This is a genomic window from Janthinobacterium sp. DSP2-3-3 (assembly GCF_049897325.1).
Lineage (GTDB): Bacteria > Pseudomonadota > Gammaproteobacteria > Burkholderiales > Burkholderiaceae_D > Janthinobacterium.
In genome coordinates this window covers 342101-365793 of sequence record NZ_JAFCWA010000005.1, presented here as the reverse complement: position 1 = coordinate 365793, position 23693 = coordinate 342101, and the positions used below count along the sequence as shown (strand labels likewise).

Here is a 23693-nt window from a genome sequence, read left to right as displayed (position 1 = left end):
ATATTTCCTCTTTGAAATAGAAAAGGCGCCGCAGCGCCTTTTTTTTACAACCTGCCCGTCAGTAATAGCAGGATCAGTATCACGACGACCAGGCCGGCGATGCCGCTGGGGCCGTAACCCCAGTTGCGGCTATGCGGCCAGGTAGGCAGGACGCCGACCAGGGCCAGGATCAAGATGATCAGAATGATGGTGCCCATGGCAACTCCTTGTTATCGTACAACGTATGCGGGATGGCGGATGCCTGCTGGCACAGTCCGCCGAAAATTAATAGCGGTAGACGCGGCCGTCAACGACGCGCACGCGGTTGCCTGGACGCAAGTCATTCGCGTTGTCCTGCACCACGGTGCGGTATTCGCCGTTGTCGAGGCGCACGCTGATCTGGTAGGACTGTGCTTGCTGCCTGCGGCCCTCCACCTGGTTGCCGACCACGCCGCCGGCGACGGCGCCCGCCACGGTGGCGGCCGTGCGTCCGCCGCCCGAGCCGATGGTATTGCCCAACAAGGCGCCGGCGATGCCGCCGACCACGGCGCCGGCGCCGCTGGTTTGACCGCCACCCTGCACGATCTGGATGGAGTCGACGGTGCCGTACATGGCGGACTCAGGCTGGTTGGCCGGGTAGTACTGCTGTGACTGGGAAGGGCCGGTGGCACAACCGCTCAGTACGGCTGTGCCGGCGAGCATCAGTGCTGCCAAGGTGGCATTGGTTTTCATTTTATTCTCCTGACGAGGTGAGGGTGTAGTGCCATCTTAGTTACGCCCCTGTTCCCGGTCTGTACGCTGCCGCACGCACTTATTTCGTGTCGGAATGGTGTTTTTGGCGAATGCGATGCGTCAAAACGTTGTTATTTCTCCCTGACTGCTTCCCACTTTCAAAATAAATTACTTGTGTACGGCAGCGTACAGAAGGGCGGCGACGATCCACGTAAAACGGTAGTCATGCCAAGCAGACATGCTTGTCACCACCAGGGAGAAATACATGAACAAGAATAAGCTCTTCACCGCCATCGTCGTCAGCCTGGCGTGCGCCGCCTGGGGCGGCCAGGCAGTGGCCGCCACGCCGGAAGCGAAAGCAGCCTACAAGGCGGCCAAAGAACAGGCTGGCCTGAATTACAAGCTGGCGCATGCGGAATGCGAAAAAATCACGGGCAACCCGAAGGATGTCTGCATTGCCGAAGCGAAGGCCGTGCGCACCTACGATGAAGCAGTTGCTCAGGCGCAATACACGAATACCCTGCGCGCCTACACCAAGGCGCGCATCAAGATTGCCGATGCCAACTACGACGTCGACCTGGCCCGCTGCAATGCGTTGACGGGCAACGACAAGGATGTCTGCGTCAAGCTGGCCAAGTCCACCAAGGTGGCGGCCCTGGCCGACGCCAAGGCAGACAAGAAAGTTATCGAAGCGCGCAGCGATGCGCGTGAAGCAAAGAGAAAAGCCGAGTACAAGGTCGCGACAGAAAAATGCGATGCATTAGCCGGCGCAGCCAAGGATGACTGTATCAAGGCTGCAAAAACCCAGTTTGGCTACTGAGCTCCCTCCGGCGCGCAGTCACCAGATTGGTATAAGAAGCTCATTGTGAGCACATTGATTGACCACTCCTAAGGAAAAAACCATGAAATTCACTAAATCTATCGCTACTGGCCTTTTCGTCGCTTCCCTGTTCGCTGTTGCAGGTTGCGCTTCGACCCCAACCAAAGAAGGCACGGGCGAGTACATCGACGATGCGGCCATCACCACCAAAGTCAAAGCCAGCATCTTCAATGAGCCTACCCTGAAATCGACGGAAATCAACGTTGAAACCTTCAAGGGCGTGGTTCAGCTGAGCGGCTTCGTGGCTCAGCCAGCTGACGCCGCTAAAGCGGGCGAAATTACCCGTGGCGTCAAGGGCGTGAAGTCGGTGAAAAACGACATCCGCGTCAAGTAATGGCATGACCTGCCGCAGCGCCCGGCCCGATGGCTGGCGCTGTGGTCCTCCACCGACCGTCGCGGGAATCGCATGCATATCCAGCCTACAGATACCCCGCCCGAGCCGGTGGCGGCTGCTTCCATCGAGCCTGCCGGGCCACCTCCCGGCGCGCCCGAGGAGCACTTGGATGCATCCTTGCGCCTGCCGTTGCATGTCCATGCGCGCGGCCTGGCCTTGGGCATCATCGCTACTGTCAGCTTCATCTACGCGCTGCAATGGGCGCAGAAATTCCTCATTCCCGTCATCTTCGGCATTTTTATTGCCTATACCCTCAATCCCGTCGTCGCCTGGCTGGAAAAGCTGCGCCTGCCGCGCGCCATTTGCGTTAGCGTGGTGACGGCGCTGATCCTGTTCGGCTCCATCGTCGTGATCGAGCGCGTGCAGGGCGAATTTGAATCCATCGTTGAAGAGTTGCCGGCCGCCACACAGAAACTGTCGCGGCTGATCGCCGAGAACACGGGTGGCAAGAACAGCACCTTCCAAAAGATGCAGGCCGTGGCCAATGCAATCGAGCAAGTGGCCGCTGGCGCCGAAGCGCGCCGCAATATCCGCCGCGCCGCCACTGCGCCGGATGCACCGAATTTCAAGATCATGGACTGGGTCTGGGCTGGCTCGCTGGGCCTGGTGGGTTTCCTCAGCCAGGCCGCCATGGTCATCTTTCTCGTGTTTTTCCTGCTGCTGTCGGGCAATACCTTCAAGCGCAAGCTCGTCAAGCTGACGGGCCCGTCGTTGAGCCGCAAGAAGGTCACCGTGCACATCCTGGAAGACATCAATACCTCGATCCAGAACTATATGTTCATGCTGCTCGTCACGAATGGCTTGCTGGCGGTCATGATGTGGATCGCCTTGCGCGTGATCGGCTTGGAAAATGCGGGCGCCTGGGCCATCGTGGCCGGCTTGCTGCACATCATGCCGTATTTCGGTCCCTTGCTCATCACCATCGCCACGGGGATGGTCGCCTTTTTGCAGTTCGAATCGCTGGAAATGGTCTTGCTGGTGACGGGCACGTCGATGGCCATCGCCACCCTGGTGGGCACCTTTGTCACCACCTGGATGACGGGGCGCATCGCTCGCATGAATCCCACGGCCGTCTTCATCAGTCTGCTGTTCTGGGGCTGGCTGTGGGGCGTCTGGGGCTTGCTGCTGGGCGTGCCCATCATCGTCATCGTGAAGGTGGTGGCCGAGCGCGTGCAGGGCATGGAAGCGGTGGCCGAGCTGCTGGGCGAATAGCGTGCGGCAACGCCAACGGCGCCCGTGGGCGCCGTTGTTGCATGCAGGGGCAGACAATCAGGACTGGTGGCGTTTCAATATCCTGACTTGCACATCGCCGTCTTCCGTTTTCGGCATGTCCTTCATGCTGCCCAGTTGCAGGGCAAATTGGCGCGTGAATTCGGCACCCAGGAAGAAAATCTGCGCCGAGTAATACACCCACAGCAGCAGGGCCACCAGCGAACCGGCTGCGCCATAGCTGCTGGCCACACCGCTATTGCCGATATATACGCCTATCGCATACTTCCCCAGTGCAAACATGAAAGCCGTGCCCACGGCACCGATCAGTACGTCGCGCCATGACAAGCGGACGCGCGGCAGCATTTTATAGATGACGGCGAACAGGCTGGCGATGACGGCAAAGCCGATCAGGTTCGACAAAATGGTAAACAGCACGGCCGTGTCCTTCCACACGCCTTCCCAGAAGTTGGCGAGGATGGCCATGGCCGCGTTGACCACCAGCGACACCATCAGCAGGAAGGCCAGGACCAGCACCAGGCCGAAAGACAGCAGGCGCGTGCGCAGCATGTCCCAGGCGCCCGCTTCCTTCAGGGGGGGCACTTGCCAGATTTCATCGAGACTGGCTTTCAGTTCGGCAAACACGCTGGTGGCGCCAAACAGCAGCAGGGCGCTGGCGATGAGGGTGGCGATGCGGCCCTGTTCATGGTTTTTCGCGCCGGCCAGCACGAGCTGGATGGCTTCGGCGCCTTGCGTGCCCAGCAAACCTTGCAGTTGCCCCATCAGCTCGCCGCGCGCGGCGGCCGGGCCATAGAAAAAACCGGCGATGGCAATCACCAGCACAAGGATGGGGGCGATGGAAAACAGGGTGTAGTAGGCGAGGGCGGCACCCTTGCTCGAGGCGCGGTGCTCCAGCCATTCAGTGACGGAGCAGACGATGACACTACGCATCTGCTTGCTGAACGGAGCCAGGCTGGCCAGTTTGGGATAGCGGGTAGAAAAATTCATAGTGACTTTCAATGAAAAAAAGGGGCCGCAGCCCCTTTTTTAACTAGTGGCGTACCACTGGTATTGCTTACTGTACGCGGCGTTCGATGGTGATCTGTTCCACTTCAACGCGGCGGTTTGGTTCCAGGCACTTGATCAGGTCGGCACGCTTCTTGTTATCGCAGGTGACGACAGGATTGGTCGAGCCCTTGCCTTCGGCCGTCAGACGGTTGGCGGCGACACCGTGGGCGACCAGGTATTCCTTGACTGCGTCAGCGCGCTGCTGCGACAGTTTCAGGTTGTACTTGGGTGAACCGATGCGGTCGGCATAACCACTGATGACGACGTTGTTGACGTCCGGCGCTGCGGTCAGCACGCGGGCGATCTCGTCGAGCTTGGTCTGTGTCGGGCCCAGCTTGGCGCTGTCGAACGCGAACAGTTCCGTTGCCGCCATCGTCACTTTTTCAAAGCGTGCTGGCGGTGGCGGCGGTGGTGGCGGCAAGACCACGACGACTTCCTCGCGTACTGGCGGCGGTGGCGGTGGTGGCGGCGATGCAGGCGGTTTGTCGAACGCGAAGTTCAGGCCCACGGTGACATAGTAGTTGTTGGACTTGCTGCTCGGGTCGAAGGTATTGCCGCGCAGGAAGCCGTGCACATTGCGTATGTCAGCCTGGAACGACAATTGATCGTTGATCGTGGACTGGAAGCCCAGGCCGACGCTGGCGTATGGCGAACTCTTGCTGCGTTCACCGAAAGCGAAGCTGGTGTCCTTGTCGCGCTGCATGCCGGCACCCACCAGCAGGAAGGGACGGAAGGCTTTACGCGAGAACATGTACAAGCCGTCTACGCCCAGCGTATTTTGCTGGTAGCGCTGGCCGCCATCCTTGGAACGGGCGTACGTGGTGCCCAGCTGGATATCCCAGTCCGGGGAAACAGGCTTACCGAAACGCAAGCCTGCGCCATAGCCGGTTTTATCCGTGGCAAAGTCGGAATCTGGCTTGAGTGCGTTGATGCTGGGTTGAATATACCAGGAGGGATTGATTTCCTGGGCCTGTGCGCCTAGGGCGGAGCACAGGACTGCGGCGGCAACGGCGATTTTTTTTAGATTATTCACAAGTAACTCCCAACGTTGATAAGAGATTTTCTCTACAGCATCAAAGCGACATCTTGCTACACGTGCTATTGCATGGGATAGACAACATGAGATAGACAACAATTCCAGTGCGCTCGTCTTGCGATAAATGCACTGCTGTTGGACTAAGAATACGATTCCAGGTTCGAGAGGTCGGTGCGTTAGCGCACAAAGCATTGTTGTATATCAATGGTGTTGCAGATTCACGACAAAGACCTTGGTGTTGAAAAAAACTAATTTACTTGGTGGAATCTTCACCAGTACGGCCATTTCCTGGCGCCGCGGCAGAGGCAATCGTACGACTTGTTACCAGCATGCCACTGTATATTAGCAACAATGTTGCGCTTGATAACTACTATTACATTCATGTTGTATTCCTGCCGCGTTCTGTTGCCTTGCCGGGCTTCCTCCTGGCAACTTGTGCGTGCCGCAGCCAGCTCCGCCACTTTTCATCAAGGAGTCACCCGTGCCTGACCATCCCCGTATTGTTTCTTCCCCGCTGTTTGGCAAACTGGGCCGGCTATGTCTGCTGCTCTCGCTGGGCATGGCTACGCCGGTCTGGGCCGATAGCGGCGTGTCCCTGTTTTCACCGAGCGGCACGGTCAAGGCCGTACGCCAGGTGCGTGCCCAGTTCGCCACGCCGATGGTGCCGTTCGGCGACATGGGCTTGCCCGCGCCGTTTGCCATCGATTGCGGCAAGGCCGAGCCTGCCGTCGTGGCGGGCGCCGGGCGCTGGGCCGACGAGCGCAACTGGAACTTTGATTTCGAGCGCGACTTGCCCGCCGGCGTGGCCTGCAACTTCACCTTGAAAGCGGGACTGAAGGACCTGGCGGGCAAGCCCTTGCAGGGAACGACGTCCTACCGCTTTTCCACGGGCGGCCCGGCCATCGTCGAGGCCGTACCCTATGACGGCCAGCCGTATATCGATGAAAACCAGATCTTCGTGCTGGGCCTGGACGCCGTGCCGAACGAGGCCAGCGTGGCCGCGCATGCGTATTGCCGCGCCGATGGCATCAATGAAAAGATTCCCGTGCGGCGGCTGGTGGGTAAGGAATTGGAGCAGGTATTGACCCTGCGCAAGAGCTTTCTCGACCGCTACCTGACCGTGTACTTCAAGAAGCGGGGCACGCTGTGGAAAGTGGGCATGCCCGTCGCCAGCAAGGGCGCGCCGCCGTTGCCCGTCGCCGTGCTGCAATGCAAGCGCAGCTTCCCCGCCAACGCCAAGGTCTCCCTGGTGTGGGGCGAGGGCATCGCCAGCGCCAGCGGCATCGCCACGGACAAGGCGCAAACCCTGCAGTTCAAGACGCGCCCCGACTTCACGGCCAAGTTCAGCTGCGAGCGCAGCAATCCGAAGGAACAGTGCATTCCCTTCCTGCCCATGCGCTTGCAGTTTTCTGCGCCCGTGCAAGCATCGCTGGTGCGCGCCGTGACCCTGACAGGGGGCGGCAAGACGTATGCGCCGACGCTCTCGAAGGAAGAGGAAAAAGCCGAATTCGTGCAGTACGTGACCTTCAACGGTCCTTTCCCCGTGCAAGCCAGTTTCGTGCTGAACCTGCCGCCGAAGCTGACGGACGACGCGGGCCGCGCCTTGCTCAACCGTGCGCGCTTCCCCATGACGGTGCGCACGGGTGAACAGCCGCCGCTGTTGAAGTTCCCGGCCCCGTTCGGCATCATCGAGGCCAAGGGCGACGGCTTGCTGCCTGTCACCGTGCGCAATATCGAGCCCGTGCTGACCGGCAAGGAAATCGCCAAGGAATCGGCCTCCACCGCCGCGCCTGCCGCGACAGGCGCCACCTTGCGCGTGCCCGACAATGACGACAAGTTCATCATCGAGTGGATGCAGCGCCTGGCCGGCGATGGCGCCGGTGGCGAATACTGGCAGCCGTACGCCCAGTATGCGGGCAACATGAGCAAATCCGTGCTGGCCCAGGCGGCCGGCACGCGCCCCATCAGCCTGCCGCGCCCCGATGGCAAGAAAACCTTTGAAGTGATCGGCATTCCGCTGCAGAAACCGGGCTTTTACGTGGTCGAGCTGGCCAGCCCCATCCTCGGCAAAGTGCTGCTGGGCAAACCCACCACGGCCTACATTCGCACGGCCGCGCTGGTGACCAACCTGGCGGCCCACTTCAAGCACGGCGCACAATCGTCGCTCGTGTGGGTGACGTCGCTGGACAAGGGCGCGCCTGTTGCGAAAGCGCAAGTGGCCGTGCGCGACTGCGCCGGCAAGCTGCTGTGGCAAGGCGCCACGGGTGCGGACGGCGTGGCGCACATCCCTGGCGAGCTGGCCAATTCCAGTTGCAAGAACAATGGCCGCTACTTTATCAGTGCGCGCAGCGGCGGCGACATGACGTTCACCCTGTCGGATTGGGTGGGCGGCATCGAAGCCTGGCGTTTCAACTTGCCCACGGACGATACGCGCGCCGACAACACCTTGCTGGCCACGGTATTCGACCGCACCTTGCTGCGCGCCGGCGAAACCGTGCACATGAAGCATTTCATTCGCAAGCACACGGCCGAGGGCATGAGCCTGGTCGACAAGAACAACGGCCCCGGCAGCGCCACCTCCGTCGTCATCACGCATCAGGGCAGCGACCAGAACTACCAACTACCGCTGCGCTGGTCCGCCAGTGGCACGGCGGAAAGCGACTGGGTGATTCCCGCCGACGCCAAGCAGGGCGAATACAGTGTGACGATGGCGGGCCGCCCGTCCGGCAGTTTCCGCGTGGAAGCGTTCCGCGTACCGACCATGAAAGCCGTGCTGCAGGGGCCGAAAGCGCCCGCCGTGCAGGTGAAACAGCTGGCCCTAGATGCGCAAATCACCTACCTGGCCGGTGGCGCCGCCACGAATGCGCCCGTCAAGCTGCGCACGGTACTGCAAGACAAGAGCGTCACCTTTGCCGACTATCCCGATGTCAGCTTCAGCAATGGCGACGTGAAGGAAGGCTTGGTCAAGCAGGGCACGGGCTACGATGATGATGAGGGCGAATGGCAAGATGAAGGCCATGGCGGACCAGCCGGCCCCGGCGCCGGCGCTTCCGCGGCGCGCACGCAAAGCTTGACCCTGGACAAGGCGGGCGGTGCGCGCATCGTCATCGACCAGCTGCCGCAGCTGTCCGTGCCGCGCGACCTGGTGGCGGAAATGGCTTTCCAGGATGCGAATGGCGAGACGGCTTCCGTGGCCACGCGCGTGCCGCTGTGGCCATCGAACTATGTGATTGGCATCAAGCCCGACGCCTGGGCCTTGAGCAAAGATGCCTTCAAGTTCACGGTCGCCGTGCTGGGCACCAATGGCAAGCCCGTGGCAAATGCGGCCGTGGCCGTCGATTTCTTCCAGCGCAACAGCTATTCGCACCGCCGCCGCCTGATCGGTGGTTTCTATGCGTATGAAAACAGCAGCGAAATCGTCAAGCTGGGCCCCGCCTGTTCGGGCAAGACGGACAACAAGGGCTTGCTGATCTGCGATGTGAAGGCGCCCGCCAGCGGCAATTTGATCTTGCGCGCCCGTACGCAGGATGCTGCCGGCAATGCGGCTGTCGCCAACCGCGAAACCTGGGTGGCCGGCAGCGGCGACTGGTGGTTCAACGCCAGCGACAATGACCGCATCGACGTGCTGCCTGAAAAGAAACGCTATGAACCGGGCCAGGAAGCGAGCTTGCAGGTGCGCATGCCGTTCCGTTCGGGCACAGCCTTGATCACGGTCGAGCGCGAAGGCATCCTCGACACCTATGTGCGCCAGCTGAATGGCCGGGAACCGGTGGTGAATATCCCTGTCAAAGCGAATTACGCGCCGAATGTGTATGTCTCCGTGTTTGTCGTGCGGGGCAGGGTGGATGGCGTGCAGCCGACGGCCTTGGTTGACCTGGGCAAGCCAGCCTACAAGATGGGCATCGCGCCCCTGAACGTGGGGTGGCAGGCGCATGAACTGAATGTCATGGTGGTGTCCGACAAGGAGGTCTACAAGACGCGCGACAAGGCGGAAGTATCCGTGCGCGTGCGCCGCGCCGACGGTAAAGCCTTGCCGGCCGGCGCCGAAGTGGCGCTGGCGGCCGTCGATACGGGGCTGCTGGAGTTGATGCCCAACGATAGCTGGAAGTTGCTCGACACCATGATGGCGCAGCGCAGCCTGCAGGTGGAAACGGCGACGGCGCAGATGCAGGTGATCGGCAAGCGCCACTTTGGCCGCAAGGCTTTCCCGGCCGGCGGTGGCGGCGGCAAGGGTGCCAGCCGCGAGCTGTTCGATACCTTGCTGTTCTGGAAAGCCACCGTCAAGCTCGACGCCAAGGGCGAAGCCACGGTGCAAGTGCCGCTGAACGATTCGCTGACGGCGTTTCGCATCGTCGCCATCGCCAGCGCCGGCAAGGAATTGTTCGGCACCGGCAGCACGGATATCCGCAGCTCGCAAGACTTGATCTTGATGTCGGGCTTGCCGACTCTGGTGCGCGAAGGTGACCAGTTGCGCGCGGGATTCACCGTGCGCAACACCTCGGCCGCCTCCTTGAGCGTGGACCTCAATGCCAGCGCGGCCGGCAAGGCGCTGCCGCGCCAGAGCCTGACGTTGGCAGCGGGCGAAGCGCGCGAAGTGGGCTGGGATTACCAGGTGCCGCTCGGTGCGGCAAGCATCGTGTGGGATATTAGCGCCAAGGCGGGCAGCGGGCTTGGCAACACCTCGGATAAACTGAAAATCACGCAAAAAGTGGGCCAGGCCACCCCCGTGCGCACTTACCAGGCCACCTTGCTGCAGATCGATAAGCCCATCAATATGTCGGTGCAGATGCCGGCCGGCGCCTTGCCGGGCCGAGGCGGCATCCAGACCAGCTTTGTCGCCAAACTGGGCGGCGAGCTGCCCGGCGTGCGCGAGTACATGGCGGCCTATCCGTACACCTGCTTCGAGCAGAACACCTCGAAGGCCATCGCCCTGCAAGACCAGGATGCGTGGAACAAGCTGGCCGCCAGTCTGCCCGCCTACCTGGACAGTGATGGCATGCTGAAATACTTCCCCATCATGGAACAGGGCAGCGACAGCCTGACGGCATATGTATTGTCGGCAAGCAGGGAAGCGGGCTATGCGATTCCCGAGCAGACGAAGAACCGCATGGAAGAAGCCTTGACGGCCTTCGTGCAGGGCCGCATCGTGCGCCGCTCCGCGCTGGCCACGAGCGACCTGGCCGTGCGCAAGCTCGCTGCACTGGAAGCGCTGTCGCGTTCGAACAAGGTGCCGCCGGATGCCCTGGAGAGTATCAGCATCAGCCCGAACCTGTGGCCCACTTCCGCCGTCATCGACTGGAGCCTGTTGCTGCAACGCACGCCACACCTGGCGCGCCGCGATGCGCTGCTGGCCGAAGCGCAGCAGATTCTGCGTTCGCGCCTGAACTTCCAGGGCACGACCATGGGCTTTTCCACCGAGCGCAAGGATAACTGGTGGTGGCTGATGGTATCCGGCGACGTCAATGCCAACCGGCTGCTGCTGGCCGTGATGGATGACCCGGCGTGGAAGGATGACATCGGCCGCCTGGTGCGCGGCAGTATGGGGCGCCAGAAGAAGGGCCGCTGGGATACCACGGTGGCCAACGCCTGGGGCACTTTGGCCATCGCCAAGTTCTCGGCCAAGTTCGAATCTGCACAAGTGACGGGCGCCAGCGCTGTGAAGCTGGGCGGCGATACGCAAGCGCTCGTGTGGAATGGCGCGGCGAAAGTCGGCCCTGTGCTGCAAGCGTGGCCGAAGGGCACGGACACCCTGGGTCTGGCGCATAGCGGCACGGGCAAGCCGTGGGCCACCGTGCAAAGTCTGGCGGCCATTCCGCTCAAGGCGCCCGTGTCCAGCGGTTACACGATCAAGAAAACCATGACGCCAGTGGAACAGAAAACCACGGGACTATGGTCGCGCGGCGATGTCTACCGCGTGCGTCTGGACTTGTCGGCGCAGGCGGACATGAGCTGGGTAGTGGTCGACGACCCGATTCCCGCCAGCGCCACGGTGCTGGGCAATGGCCTGGGCCGCGATTCGCAGCTGCTCACGGCCGGCGAAAAATCCACGGGCTGGGTCTGGCCGACATTCGAGGAACGGGCCTTCGACGCCTTCCGCGCGTATTACGCCTTCGTGCCGAAAGGCACCTGGAGCGTGGAATACACGGTGCGCCTGAACAACGCCGGTGACTTCAGCCTGCCGGCCACGCGCATCGAAGCCATGTATTCGCCCGAGATGTTTGGCGAGTCGCCGAACGTGAATGTGAAGGTGGGGCAGTGAAGGGAAAGTTGATTGCCGCCATGTGTGGCGCGCTAGCGTGCAACTTTGCGCTGGCGCAAGCGGTGCTGACGCCGGCCCAGGTGCAAACTGCCTACCGCAGCTCGGAAGCGCAATTGCTCGACCGCAGCGGCGCACCCCTGCAATCCTTGCGCGTGGACATGAAAGTGCGGCGCTTGCCGTGGGTGCCGCTGGCTGATGTTTCTCCCGCCGTGCAGCAAGCCGTGCTGCTGGCGGAAGACCAGCGCTTCATGCGTCATGGCGGCGTGGATGTGTCCGCGCTGGCCACGGCCGCCTGGGACAATCTGTTTTCGAAAAAGCCCCGCGGCGCCTCGACCATCACCATGCAGCTGGCGGGCCAGCTCGATGCGGACTTGCAGGCGTCCTCGGGCGGACGCAGCCTGCGCCAGAAATGGGACCAGATGCGTGCCGCCCAAGCCATCGAAGACAGCTGGAGCAAGGCGCAGATTTTCGAGGCGTACTTGAACCTGGTATCGTTCCGTGGCGAGCTGCAAGGCATCGCCTCCGCCTCGTACAGCCTGTTCGGCAAGGCGCCGTCCGGCCTGAATCAGACGGACGGCATCATTTTGGCCAGCCTCGTGCGCGCACCGAATGCGCCGCAGGCCACCGTCACGCGGCGCGCGTGCGCGCTGGCGAAAGAGTGGCGCATGGACAGCAGTTGCCAGCTGATCGGCCAGCGCGTGCAGACGGCCTTGCAGCGCACGGCCCTGTACGCCGACCTCGCGCCGGCGCCGCAGGTGGCGCAGCAGTTGCTCAAGCAATCGGGCAGTTCCGTGCGTAGCACCCTCGATGGCCCCCTGCAGCGCTTCGCACAGGAAAACCTGCGCCAGCAACTGGCCTCCTTGCGCGAGCGCAATGTCAACGATGGCGCCATCATCGTGCTGGACAACCGCAGCGGCGACATTCTCGCCTATGTCGGCAATGCGGGCGGCAGCCATGTCGATGGCGTGGCTGCCCTGCGCCAGGCCGGTTCCACCTTGAAACCATTCCTGTATGAATTGGCCATCGAACGCCGTTTGATGACGGCCGCCTCCGTCATGGACGACTCGCCGCTGGACGTCGCCACGGCGTCGGGCATGTATGCGCCGCAAAACTACGACCGCAATTTCAAAGGTTACGTCAGCGCGCGCACCAGCCTGGCCAGTTCACTCAACATTCCCGCTGTGCGCACGGTGTTGCTGACGGGGCAGGACGGCTTTTATAACCGCCTCAAGGAAGTGGGTCTGTCCAGCCTGACGGAACCGGCCGAATACTACGGCCCCTCGCTGGCGCTGGGCTCGTCGGAAGTGACCTTGCTGGAACTGGCCAACGCCTACCGCGCGCTGGCCAATGGCGGGCTGTACAGCACCGCCGGCCTGCAGCCGGGGCAGGCCGGCAAGGATAGACGCCGCGTGATGGAGCCGGGCGCCGCCTTTATCGTCGGCGATATCCTGGCCGACCGTGCCGCGCGCAGCATGACCTTTGGCTTGCGCAACGAGTTGGGGACCAATTTCTGGAGCGCCGTCAAGACGGGCACCAGCAAGGACATGCGCGACAACTGGTGCATGGGCTACTCGGAGCGCTATACGGTGGGCGTCTGGGTGGGCAACTTCGACGGCAAGCCCATGTGGGATGTTTCTGGCGTGACGGGCGCCGCGCCCGTATGGCGCGACGTGATGGATTACCTGCACAAGAACGTGCCCAGCCACGCCCCGAAAGCGCCGCCCGGCGTATTGCAGCAGATGGTGGCGTACCAGCCCGCGCTGGAAGCGCCGCGCCGCGAATGGTTTATCGCCGGCACGGAAAGCCCCGTGATCGCCGTATTGGGCGATACCGTGAAGCCGCCCGCCATCGTGTACCCGGCAGAGGACAGCATCCTCGCCATCGACCCCGACATCCCGCCAGCCCTGCAGCGCGTGTTCTTCCAGGCGCAAGGCAGTCATGGCTTGCGCTGGGTGCTCGACGGCAAGGACATGGGCGCGGCAACGGAGAGCATCAGCTGGCGCCCGGTGCCGGGCAAGCATGCGCTGGCCCTCGTCGACGAAGCCGGCAAGACGGTGGCAAGGGTGGTGTTCCAGGTGCGGGGGAATGCGCTGGCGCAGCTGAATTAGGCGGAGTGATTCGTGCCCTTGGCCAGCTTCTAGCGCAGTATTGTCAAAAAGTATTTACGGCGCGCTGAGGATATTCGTCAGCGCAATGCGATACGCCGGCTGCACGTCGCCATTCCGGTCCAGCTTGTCCGTCATGATCACGCCGTAACCTTGCGCGTACCACACGTATTCGCCGCTTTTGCCTTTGCTTTTTTCACCGACGTCGTGCAGCTCGAACTTGCAGGCGTCGGGGAAGCGGCGCCCGCCCAGTTCCAGGCGTTCCCAGCCCAGGAAGGTGATCGAGACATCGCGTTTGTCAGTACGCGTGGAAGTGGTGATTTTGTCGGACAGGCCAGCCAGTGGGTAGTGGGTGCTCGTTTGCGTGTCCGAGAATTGCACGCGCACTTCGTGACCGGGGCGCATGTTGGCGGGGATGGCGGACTGTGGCGTGTAGACGTTCTTGCTGCGCACGCTGCCATCTTCATTGTAATGGATCGCACCCGTCAGGAATACCTGGCCATCGTGGATGTCCTGGTAGGACGTGGCCAGCAGCACGCCGCCGTCAAGGATCAGCTGTGTGCCCTTTTGTTTCTTGCCCTCGAAGTTTTCCTCGACATTGACTTGCGCATCGCCATTGTTCTTGCTGAACTTGATGCCTGCCGTCAGCTCCATGCACTCGCCCACCGTGGGCGCGGCTTGTGCACCCGCGGCCGCCAATACGCCTGCCGTTACCATCGCCACCATCCCGCACCATGCTGCTTTCATTGTCATCCTAGCTATCTTGTAAAGGCGCGATGATAGCGTGCCTTGGAGCAATGTGGCGCAGCGCAGCGCTGGAAGCAATGCTTAGCGGGCCGGTGCTGCCGGTGTCGCTGGCGGCGAGGTGGCTGGTCCGCTGGCTGCCGGGGTGTCCGGTGTGTCCGGTGTGACCACGGGCTTGCCGCGGCGGCTGCGCTTGTCCGTGCGCGTTTTGTCGGGCGTGGCGTCGTGAACCAGCTTGCCTTTGTTGTCGAGTTTGTCGGACTGGTCCGATTTCTGGCCCGGATCATTCGGATTGTTGGTGTGGTTGCCTGTCTGATTGACATTCGTCGTCGACTGGGCTTGTACCCAGGCGCCGCCCACGGTCATCAGGGTGGCGGCCAGCAAGAGAGCGGCGGTTTTCATGGCAGTATCCTGTGCAAAGTGTTGATGTGAGCCGGTATTGTCACACAGGAGACTGGCCGCACGGGTAGGACGCCGCCCCATGGTTGTGTCGGCCATTTGCTTCAGATCAACGGAATTGTTCCGTCGAGATATCAAATCGCTTGAGCTTGTCGTACAGGGTTTTCTTCGGGATATTCAAGGCAGCAGCTGCATCGATGACATTGCCGTTGTGGCGGCGCAAGGCTTCTTCGATGATGGAAATTTCGAACGTGTCCACCTGTTCGGCCAATGAGGCTTCGCGGCAACCGGCCGGGCTGAGCGTGTCGTCGAGCAAGCCCAGCACGAAGCGGTCGGCGACATTGTGCAGCTCGCGCACATTGCCGGCCCAGCGCTGCGCCATCAGGGATGCGATCAGGTCACCGCTGACGAGGGCCGCCGGCTGGCCATAGCGCAGCGCTGCCTGCAGCACGAAAAATTCGAACAGCAGGGGGATATCCTCGCGCCGGTTGCGCAGCGCCGGCAGGGTCAGGCTGGCCACGTTCAGGCGGTAATACAGGTCGGGCCGGAACTTGCCCTGTTCCGCCAGTACATTCAAATCTTCCTTGGCGGCGGCAATCACGCGGAAATTGACGGAAATCAATTTATTGGAACCGAGCCGCTCGACTTGCCGTTCCTGCAGCACGCGCAACAGCTTGACTTGCAGGGCCAGCGGCATGCTTTCGATTTCGTCCAGAAACAGGGTGCCGCCGTTGGCGTACTCGATCTTGCCGATGCGCTGGCGCTGCGCGCCCGTAAATGCCCCTTCCTCGTGGCCGAACAGTTCCGACTCGAAAATCGATTCGGGCAGGGCGCCGCAGTTGATCGCCACGAAAGGGTGGTCGCGGCGCTCGCTGAAGTCGTGCAGGCAGCGCGCAATCAGTTCTTTTCCAGTCCCCGTTTCGCCGAGGATGATGATGTCGGCCGATTTTGGTGCCAGGTTCAGCACCAGCTGGCGCACCTTGGCCATGGCCGCGCTGCGGCCCACGATGCGCGCCTCGATGCCGACCCGCTGTTCGAGCTGGCGGCGCAAGTTCATGTTTTCCAGCACCAGGTGGCGTTTATCGAGCGCGCGGCGGCACACTTCCACCAGCAAGTCGGCGGAAAACGGTTTTTCGATGAAGTCGTAAGCGCCACGGCGCATGGCGCCCACGGCCATCGACACGTCGCCATGGCCCGTGACGAGGATGACGGGCAGGCTGGCATCCTGCGCCACGGCGATATCGAGCAGTTTCAAGCCATCCATGCCGGGCAGCTTGATATCGCTCAATAAAATGCCCGCAAATTCGGGCACCAGGTAGGGCAGTGCTTCCTCGGCCGTGGCGACGGCCGTCACTTGCAAGCCCGCCAGTTCCAGCGATTGCCGGGCGCCCTTGCGCACCACGGCATCGTCTTCCACCAGCAGCACTTGCATGCCTTCAAAATTATTCTCGTGCATCAGATGTTTCCTTCGTCTCTCTCCCCCGGGTCGCAGCTCAGGGTGATGGTAAATTGCGCGCCGCCCCCTTCCTGCGCGCTACGGTTGCGCACCGCCAGTGCGCTGTCGGCCGCGCGCAGTATGCCTGCGCTGATCGATAATCCCAAGCCCAGTCCGTGCTCCTTGGTGGTATAGAAGGGGTCGAAAATCTTGTCGAGCGAGGCCAGCGGGATGCCGGGGCCATTATCGGTGATATGCAGCACGGCGAGCTTGCCTTCGCGGCGCACCTGGAACCATATATGCACGGGCTCGCTTTCCGGCACGGCATCCATGGCGTTGGTGATCAAGTTGGTAAACACCTGTTCCAGGCCGATGGCGTTGCACAGTACGATGATATCGTCCTCAAGCCAGCTTTCATGCAGGGTCAGGCGCTGCGAATGCTTGCGCGTGCGGATTTGCAGCATGGTTTGCGCAAACGCCTGGCGCACGCTGACGGGTTTGCGGGCATCGTCGCCGCGCCGCGCAAAGCCTTTCAATTGCGATGTGACATAGCCGAGGCGCTTGACGAGGTCGGAAATGGTCGACAGATTGTCCAGCGCATCGTCGATGCGGCCCCGCGCCAAAAAGACTTTGGCATTATCGGAAAAAGTTTGCAGGGCGGCCAGCGGCTGGTTCAGTTCGTGCGTGACGCCGGCCGCCATCTGGCCAATGGCCGCCAGTTTGCCGCTTTGCACCAGTTCCGCCTGGGCATAGCGCAGGGTCTGCTCGGCCCGCTCGCGTTCGGCCACTTCCGCCTGCAGGCGGCCATTCGCATGCACCAGGTCGGCCGTGCGCTGCTCGACCTTGATTTCCAGCTGTTCATAGGCGCGCGCCAGCGTCTGTTGCGCATTGAGCTTGTCGGCGATGCGGCGCCGGCGCTGGCGCGCATACATCAGGCCCAGCAGCAGCAAGGCCCAGCCCAGCGCGGCGGCGATGGCTGCGTTGCGCGCCGCCTCGTTGACCTGGTCGAGTTCGGCCAGCACCGTGATTTGCCATTGCAGCGGACCCAGCGCGCGGTTCACGGCCAGATAGTTCACCTTGTCGGCGCTGCCGGACAGGGCCGGCGTGTCGCCAGCCTGCGGGCGCTCCAGGGTCATCACGCTGGCGCCATCGGCGAACTGGCGCTGCACCTTGTGCGGCAGGATGGGCAGGTTTTCCTGCAGGAACTGGCGCTGCTCGCTGATATCGTGCTTGGCGGCCGGCGACAGCGGCGCCAGGGTCTTGAACTTGAAGGCGGGCGTCGTGGCCAGGATGATCACGCCATTCGCATCCTTGACCCAGATCTGCTCGCCTGCGCCCGGTGTGCGCCACGATTGCTCGATCCAGTCCAGGTTGACCTTGGCGGCGACGATGCCGATGACGCGTCCGTCGCGTAGCACGGGCTGCGAAATGAAATAGCCAGCCTCGAAGGTGGAGAAGCCGATGCCGTAGAAGCGGCCTATGCCGCCCGCGAACGCATCCTTGAAGTAGGGCCGGAAACCGTAGTTGACGCCCACGTAGGAACTGCGGTCTCGCCAGTTGCTGGACGCCAGGGTCGTGCCCTTGTCGTCGAGCACATACACGGCAAAGGCGCCCGCGCGGCGGTTCATGTCGACCAGGTAGGCGTTGATCTGCGCGACTTTGTCGGCGCTGGGCTGCTCCAGCAGTTGCGCCACAGCATCGCTCTGGGCCACGGCCAGGGGCAGGAATTCGTATTTATTGAGGGCGCCGCCGATGGAGGCCGCGTACAGTTCCGCGCGCGAATCGAGGGTGCGGTGCAATTCATCGAGCTGGCGCTGCTGTACCCAGGCATACGAGGCCCATGTCAGCAAGACCAGCGTAGCCACGGCCAGCAGGGGGCCGAGCGCCGGTCTCAGGGTCCATTTGCCGAATGCCATGGTGCTCCGTGTGTCGGGTTGATGGGGGCAGACCAGACGGTACTGCCCCGGTGCTAACTAATCAGACATACTATCAGTCTGCCGTACTTGCCATGGTTTCGGCGTTGTGGTGCCTTTGCTGCTCTTCCATCACCATCTCGCCCAGCATACGTTTGAGGCGGTTGAACTCGGGGTCGCTCGGGTCGCGCGGGCGGGGCAGGTCGATTGCCACGTCGCGCTTGATGGTGCCGGGACGGTAGGTCATGACGATGGTGCGGTCGGCCAGGTAGATCGATTCCTCGATCGAGTGCGTGACAAACACGATGGTGGTGCCGAAGACTTTCCAGATTTTCAGCAATTCATCTTGCAGGTTGCGCCGCGTCAAGGCATCCAGTGCGCCGAACGGTTCATCCATCAGCATGATGGGCGAATCGAGGGCCAGCACGCGGGCGATCGCTACGCGCTGGCGCATGCCGCCCGACAAGTCTTTCGGGTAGCGGGCACGGAATTCCGTCAAGCCCAGCATGCTCAGCAGCATGTCGACCCGTTCCTTGATTTCGGCCGGCGTCTTGCCGGCGATTTCCAGGCCGAAAGCGATATTGCTCTCGATGCTCATCCATGGGAACAGCGCGTATTCCTGGAACACCATGCCGCGGTCGGGACCGGGTTCGGTGATCAGCTTGCCACCGGCCAGGATTTGGCCGGAAGTCGGCTGCGAAAAGCCGGCGAGGGCATTGAGCAGGGTCGACTTGCCGCAGCCGGACGGCCCCAGCAGGCAGATGAACTCGCCGCTGGCGATTTCCAGGTTGATATCCTTCAGGGCGATGACGTCGGCGCCGCCCGTCGTGAAGATTTTATTGACTGCATTGATATTGATCGTGGTCATGGCCGTTCCTCTCAGTGTTCCAGGCCGCGGTGCCACTGCAGCAAATGATTATTCAGGGCATTCATTGCCATATCGATGGCCAGGCCGAACAGGCCGATGGTAAACATGCCGGCGATAATCTTGTCAGACCAGAAATACTCGCGCGCTTCCAGGATGCGGAAACCGAGGCCGCTGTTGACGGCGATCATTTCCGCCACGATCACGACGATGAAGGCCGTGCCCATGCCGATGCGCGCGCCGGCCAGGATGTAGGGCGTGGCCGCCGGCAGGATGACGCGGCGGAACATCGTCATCTGGCTGGCGCCCAGGTTGCGCGCGGCGCGAATATAGATGCCGTCGACCTGGCGCACGCCGGCGATGGTATTCATCAGCACGGGGAAGAAAGAACCAATGCTGATCAGGAAGAAGGCGGGCGGATTGCCCAGGCCGAACCATAAAATCGCCAGCGGGATGTAGGCGATCGGTGGAATCGGGCGCAGCACCTGCACCAGCGGGTCAAACAGTTTATAGATGGTCTTGTTGGTGCCCATCAGCAGGCCCAGCGGCAAGGCCAGGCCGGCGCCGATGGCGAAGCCGCCCAGCACGCGCGACAGGCTGGCCCAGGCGTCATGCGGCAGTTCGCCGGAGAACATCCACACCAGGTAGTTGCCCGCTTCCGGCGTGTACGCTTGCATGGGGATCAGGTATTCATACCACTTCACCAGCACGGCGACGGGCGACGGCAGGATTTGCGGATTGATCCAGCCAAACGTGGACAGCGCTTGCCAGAACAGCAGCACGGCCACGGGCACGATGGCACCGTGCACGAAGCGTTTCATCATTTGTATATTCATCGTGATACTTTCCGATTGGCGTGGTCGTGGTTAGCGTGGGACATAGGATTTCTTGGCTTTTTCCAGCAGGTCGAGCTTGACCCAATCCTTGGCGGCAGGCGGTTTTGCCATGCGTCCCACGCCGAATTTCACCATGTAGTCGGTGGTCAGCTGCACGTGGCTCTGGGAGATGTCTTCCGTGAAGATGGCGTTGTCGATGGCATCGCGGTAATCCTCAGACGTGATCTGGTTCTTGAACATCGATTCGCGCACATATTTTTCGGCCAGTTTCGGGTCGGCCAGGAAGGCGCGCGTGGCGGCGACGAAGCAATCCATGAAACGCTGTGCCACGGCCGGCTTTTCCTTGTACATTTTTTCCGTCATCACGAGAGCGCGCACGGGCTCGCCCAGCGGTGTGTCATACGGCTTGACGATGGCCGCGCCGTATTTCTTGTGGATCGCCTGGGTCGAGTAGGGCTCGGACTGGCTCATGACGTCGATATCCTTGGTCAGCAGCGCCTGATTCAAGTCCGGGTAGCCCATGTACAAGATCTGCACGTCCTTGCCCGGTTTGTCGGACCAGGTCAGCTTGGCCTTGGTGAGTTCGGCAAACAGCAGGATTTCCTGCGGGCCACCGCGCGTGACGCCGACTTTCTTGCCCTTCAGGTCGGCAATGCCCTTGATGTTCAGGTCGGGACGTCCGACGATCTGCACACCGCCCTTGGCGAAGCCGCCCACCAGGTACACGGGTAAGCCCGTGGCACGGCCCGTGATGGCCGCTTCCAGCGCACTGGCGGAGACGTCGATTTCACCGGCGATCATGGCCGGCACGATGTCGAGGCCCTTGGCGAAGATGCGTTCTTCGATTTTCAAGTCGTACTTCGGCGCGATTTCCTTCATATAGGCGACGGCGCCGTAATGGGCGAATTTCAGGTTACCCAGGCGGACCAGGTCGGCGGCGTGGACGGCCAGCGGGAATTGCGCGGCCAGTGCGACGGCCACGACCAGAGCCTTGGTGTTCAGGAAGGACGAGATACGGAAGGTGCTTGCCATGCTGTTGTCTCCAAAAAGTAGATGGTTTTATATAGTGGGTCGGGCTGCCGCTCTGACGGCGGTTATGAAAATATAAAAGCATCTTCCGTGCCAGTGGAGCGCACTTTGGCGTTTATTGCAAGTGATTGTTTATAAAGGTTTAATTTGAATCTATTGAAAAAGGGAAATATCGATATTCCGTCTTTCCGCACGGCGAGGGGAAAGGCTGTGCGGATTGCCAGATTGCCGGCGGGTCGGTTCGATGCTGGCTGGCGCTGCGCCTGCCGTTGAACCTTCATGGCGTGACCGACTCCAATCGTAAAAAAACGCGTTGCGAACAGGCTGGCAACGCGTAACTCCCCCGTGGAGTAGGGATGGCGCCGCGTGGACGCCTGATTGATCGCCGTCCGGCGGCCTTGTCTGTTGGCTTTACTTCGGCGCCGTGGCGGGCGGCAAAGCGGGGGCGGTGGCGGGATCGGTCAGCGGCGCAGGCAGCGTCACGTGGCCCGGACCCGTTTCCGGCATGGCAGGCGTGACGGGAGCAGCCATCACTTGTGGGGCGGACGGGGGGGGCGGTGCCGTTTCGGGCAGCGGCGCTTCGGCGGGTTTCTTACAGGCGGACAGGGTGACGAGCAAGGTGGCGGCCAACAGGGCAGGCATTTTCATGAGGTTTCCTTTGCAAGAGTCGAAGTAGCGCGATCGGGCGGGGGGCGGGGCGGCGGGCGCCGCGTGCGAAGCTTGAATTTATTGCAATGGAGCTTCTGCTTCTGTTCGCTATTTCACTTTGCGCCATGAATGGGGGCCAGAGTGGGGGCGGAGCGTTTTTCAGATGCCATTTTTAGATGCCCCGAGAGAAAGAATGCAGTAGGGCAATATTTTTCACTTTCTTGTTCCTAATGTTCGTTAACGCACAGACCAGCTAGGAGCAGGATGGCATTCTGTGCCCAGACGCTCAGGATTTGTGGTGTTCTGGTATAAAAATTGCCAAGAACTTAACAATCCGGGCTACCGGCAATCGTTTAAAAGGAGTATTCAAATGCATGCAATGACTCAGTCTCACGTGAAGAGCGAATTAAAGGCAGCGCACCAGGAACTTCGTAGCCCCGAAAAAGGCTCGCAAATGGTAGAACGCGCAGCACCTATCCCACCGGAGCGGATGAATCCCATTTCCATGGCACCGATCGAGCGCGTGCGTTCGACGTCGGCCACCCTGCGCCGCATCGAAAACATGCAAAAACTGATCGGCGAATTGTCGCTGCACGAGATGCTGGCCGATGAAATCGCCTGGTTCCTCAAGTTTTCGCCATCGGGCGCCCGTAAATACATCCGCGACTTGCGCGAAGCGGGCGTGATCGAACTGGCACGCTACATCGAAGGCACCGCCACTTACCTGGGCAAGGCAGTGTACCAGTTGACGCCAGATCCTGAGCGCGTGCGCGCTTTCCTAGCAGCCATCGTTCAGCCGAAACGCGAAGGCGCGCCACCACGCAAGGACCGTCCCGGCCTGCGCGAGCAAAGCATGGCAGGCAGCGGCCGCCACTTCCACATCTTGGCCGATGACACGCATTACGCCATCCGCGTCAACCGCGGTCCCGTAACGCGCGATCCGTTGGTGGCTGCCTTGTTTGGTGCTCCTCAGCAAAAGACCGCTGAGTAAGTCTGTGCCTTGCGGGCCGCGTGGTGATTGGCGGGCGCGGGCGTAATGCTGGTGATAGTGGCTGGTGATAGTGATTCTTAGATGCATGTTGAAAGCCGGGTGACACCCCGGCTTTTGGCGTTGCACACGGCTCTTTGAGCTAGTCTGATTGAAAAGACTGCAAGCATCCCCATGTGGGCTGGACTGCCCGCCCTTCCCGATGCGGGTTCATTCGAAGGAGCTTGTCCTTGTTCGCCTACACCGTCTCCGTTTGCCCGATTGCCCCCGTTGTTCTGAAGTGGGCCGTTGCATGAACCCGCTGCTGTGGATCGCCTTCGTCACGGCCGCCATCGTTTTTTCGCTGTGGTTCCCCCGCTGGCGTTTGAAGCGTGCCCTGGCCAAGCCCTTGCCGCCCGAAGGCTTGGCCGTGCTGGAAAAGAATATTCCCGTGTATGCGCGCATGCCGGCCCCGCTGCAGGAACAATTGCGCCATCTCGTCGTGCAATTCCTGTACCAGAAGAAATTCGTCGGCTGTGGCGGCCTGGAGATCACGGACGAGATGCGCTACACCATCGCCGGCCAAGCCTGTTTGCTGCTGCTGAATCGCCAGACCCAAGTGTATCCGGAGCTCGACACTATCCTCGTGTATCCCACGGAATTCATCGTCACGCGCAATGAAGTGGGGCCGGGCGGCGTGGTCACGCCATCGGCCAACGGCTTGCTGGGTGAATCCTGGGGCGATGGCCGCGTAGTGCTCGCTTGGGACCACGTGCAGCGCGGTGCGGCTGACTGGACCGATGGCCACAATGTGGTGCTGCATGAATTCGCCCATCAGCTTGACAGTGAATCGGGCGCCGCGAATGGCGCGCCGTATTTGCCCAGCGTGTCGAGCTACCGCAGCTGGGCCACGGTGCTGTCGCGCGACTTCGACAACCTACGCCACGACGCCATGGTTCAGCAGCAAAGCGTGATGGACCATTACGGCGCCACAAATCCCGCCGAATTCTTTGCCGTGGCCACGGAAACCTTCTTTGAAAAGCCGTACCAGATGGCCGAGCACCATGCAGAACTGTATGCGCAATTCTTGCAGTATTACAAGGTCGACCCGCGCGACTGGATGGCGCCGCCTGTGGAGCCGGAACACATGGCCTCGCCACTCCCCAACTTTGCCCAGCACTGGTAAGCGGAGACT

Annotated in this window: 19 protein-coding genes; 7 read left to right on the top strand and 12 right to left on the bottom strand. The window is 61.6% G+C overall.

Going from position 1 to position 23693, the window contains the following annotated elements; translation table 11 throughout:
- Window positions 1-44 precede the first annotated feature (44 nt).
- The gene (locus tag ACP7DE_RS12945) at window positions 45-197 is read right to left on the bottom strand and encodes a DUF3309 family protein (protein ID WP_010396415.1); all 153 of its coding nucleotides are present in this window, start codon (window positions 195-197) and stop codon (window positions 45-47) included.
- 67 nt (window positions 198-264) lie between these two features.
- Entirely contained in the window at window positions 265-711 is a 447-nt protein-coding gene (locus ACP7DE_RS12940; protein WP_426072465.1) for a glycine zipper 2TM domain-containing protein, read from the bottom strand.
- Window positions 712-976: 265 nt separating this feature from the next.
- On the opposite strand from ACP7DE_RS12940, the gene ACP7DE_RS12935 reads away from it, so the two are divergent.
- The 3 genes from ACP7DE_RS12935 (at window position 977) to ACP7DE_RS12925 (ending at window position 3197) form a co-directional block, all read left to right on the top strand.
- A complete protein-coding gene (locus tag ACP7DE_RS12935) occupies window positions 977-1531 on the top strand; it encodes a hypothetical protein (RefSeq protein WP_426072464.1) in 555 nt (184 codons plus the stop codon).
- Window positions 1532-1613: 82 nt separating this feature from the next.
- The gene (locus ACP7DE_RS12930) at window positions 1614-1925 is read left to right on the top strand and encodes a BON domain-containing protein (protein WP_034786324.1); all 312 of its coding nucleotides are present in this window, start codon (window positions 1614-1616) and stop codon (window positions 1923-1925) included.
- Between the two features lie 72 nt (window positions 1926-1997).
- Window positions 1998-3197, top strand: a complete 1200-nt coding sequence (locus ACP7DE_RS12925) for an AI-2E family transporter (RefSeq protein WP_426072463.1) — start codon at window positions 1998-2000, stop codon at window positions 3195-3197.
- A gap of 57 nt (window positions 3198-3254) precedes the next feature.
- On the opposite strand, the gene ACP7DE_RS12920 is transcribed toward ACP7DE_RS12925, so the two are convergent.
- Window positions 3255-4202, bottom strand: a complete 948-nt coding sequence (locus ACP7DE_RS12920) for a YihY/virulence factor BrkB family protein (RefSeq protein ID WP_426072462.1) — start codon at window positions 4200-4202, stop codon at window positions 3255-3257.
- Window positions 4203-4269: 67 nt separating this feature from the next.
- Window positions 4270-5295 carry an OmpA family protein gene (locus ACP7DE_RS12915; RefSeq protein ID WP_426072461.1) on the bottom strand — a complete coding sequence of 342 codons (1026 nt, stop codon included), beginning with the start codon at window positions 5293-5295 and terminating at the stop codon, window positions 4270-4272.
- 484 nt (window positions 5296-5779) lie between these two features.
- On the opposite strand from ACP7DE_RS12915, the gene ACP7DE_RS12910 reads away from it, so the two are divergent.
- Together ACP7DE_RS12910 and pbpC are read left to right on the top strand one after the other, a co-directional pair.
- The gene (locus ACP7DE_RS12910) at window positions 5780-11557 is read left to right on the top strand and encodes an alpha-2-macroglobulin family protein (protein ID WP_426072460.1); all 5778 of its coding nucleotides are present in this window, start codon (window positions 5780-5782) and stop codon (window positions 11555-11557) included.
- 20 nt (window positions 11558-11577) lie between these two features.
- The gene (gene pbpC, locus ACP7DE_RS12905) at window positions 11578-13665 is read left to right on the top strand and encodes a penicillin-binding protein 1C (RefSeq protein ID WP_426072558.1); all 2088 of its coding nucleotides are present in this window, start codon (window positions 11578-11580) and stop codon (window positions 13663-13665) included.
- A gap of 54 nt (window positions 13666-13719) precedes the next feature.
- On the opposite strand, the gene ACP7DE_RS12900 is transcribed toward pbpC, so the two are convergent.
- The 8 genes from ACP7DE_RS12900 to ACP7DE_RS12865 form a co-directional block, all read right to left on the bottom strand.
- Window positions 13720-14409: a hypothetical protein gene (locus tag ACP7DE_RS12900; RefSeq protein WP_426072459.1), complete on the bottom strand. Its 690-nt coding sequence runs from the start codon at window positions 14407-14409 to the stop codon at window positions 13720-13722.
- 81 nt (window positions 14410-14490) lie between these two features.
- Window positions 14491-14808, bottom strand: coding sequence for a hypothetical protein (locus ACP7DE_RS12895; protein WP_426072458.1), 318 nt, complete (start codon window positions 14806-14808; stop codon window positions 14491-14493).
- 106 nt (window positions 14809-14914) lie between these two features.
- Window positions 14915-16261, bottom strand: coding sequence for a sigma-54-dependent transcriptional regulator (locus ACP7DE_RS12890; protein WP_426072457.1), 1347 nt, complete (start codon window positions 16259-16261; stop codon window positions 14915-14917).
- Window positions 16261-18156: a sensor histidine kinase gene (locus ACP7DE_RS12885; RefSeq protein WP_426072456.1), complete on the bottom strand. Its 1896-nt coding sequence runs from the start codon at window positions 18154-18156 to the stop codon at window positions 16261-16263. The genes ACP7DE_RS12890 and ACP7DE_RS12885 overlap by 1 nt, the downstream gene beginning before the upstream one ends.
- 73 nt (window positions 18157-18229) lie before the next feature.
- Window positions 18230-19021: an ABC transporter ATP-binding protein gene (locus ACP7DE_RS12880; RefSeq protein ID WP_426072455.1), complete on the bottom strand. Its 792-nt coding sequence runs from the start codon at window positions 19019-19021 to the stop codon at window positions 18230-18232.
- A gap of 11 nt (window positions 19022-19032) precedes the next feature.
- The gene (locus ACP7DE_RS12875; RefSeq protein WP_426072454.1) at window positions 19033-19854 is read right to left on the bottom strand and encodes an ABC transporter permease; all 822 of its coding nucleotides are present in this window, start codon (window positions 19852-19854) and stop codon (window positions 19033-19035) included.
- Between the two features lie 30 nt (window positions 19855-19884).
- Window positions 19885-20886, bottom strand: a complete 1002-nt coding sequence (locus ACP7DE_RS12870) for an ABC transporter substrate-binding protein (protein WP_426072453.1) — start codon at window positions 20884-20886, stop codon at window positions 19885-19887.
- Window positions 20887-21294: 408 nt separating this feature from the next.
- A complete protein-coding gene (locus ACP7DE_RS12865; RefSeq protein ID WP_426072452.1) occupies window positions 21295-21531 on the bottom strand; it encodes a hypothetical protein in 237 nt (78 codons plus the stop codon).
- A 490-nt stretch (window positions 21532-22021) separates the two neighbouring features.
- Between ACP7DE_RS12865 and ACP7DE_RS12860 the strand changes: the two genes are divergently transcribed.
- Both ACP7DE_RS12860 and ACP7DE_RS12855 read left to right on the top strand, forming a co-directional pair.
- Complete coding sequence (locus tag ACP7DE_RS12860) at window positions 22022-22522, top strand: winged helix-turn-helix domain-containing protein (protein ID WP_226938940.1); 501 nt, start codon at window positions 22022-22024, stop codon at window positions 22520-22522.
- A gap of 289 nt (window positions 22523-22811) precedes the next feature.
- Window positions 22812-23684, top strand: a complete 873-nt coding sequence (locus ACP7DE_RS12855) for a zinc-dependent peptidase (RefSeq protein ID WP_426072451.1) — start codon at window positions 22812-22814, stop codon at window positions 23682-23684.
- Window positions 23685-23693 lie beyond the last annotated feature (9 nt).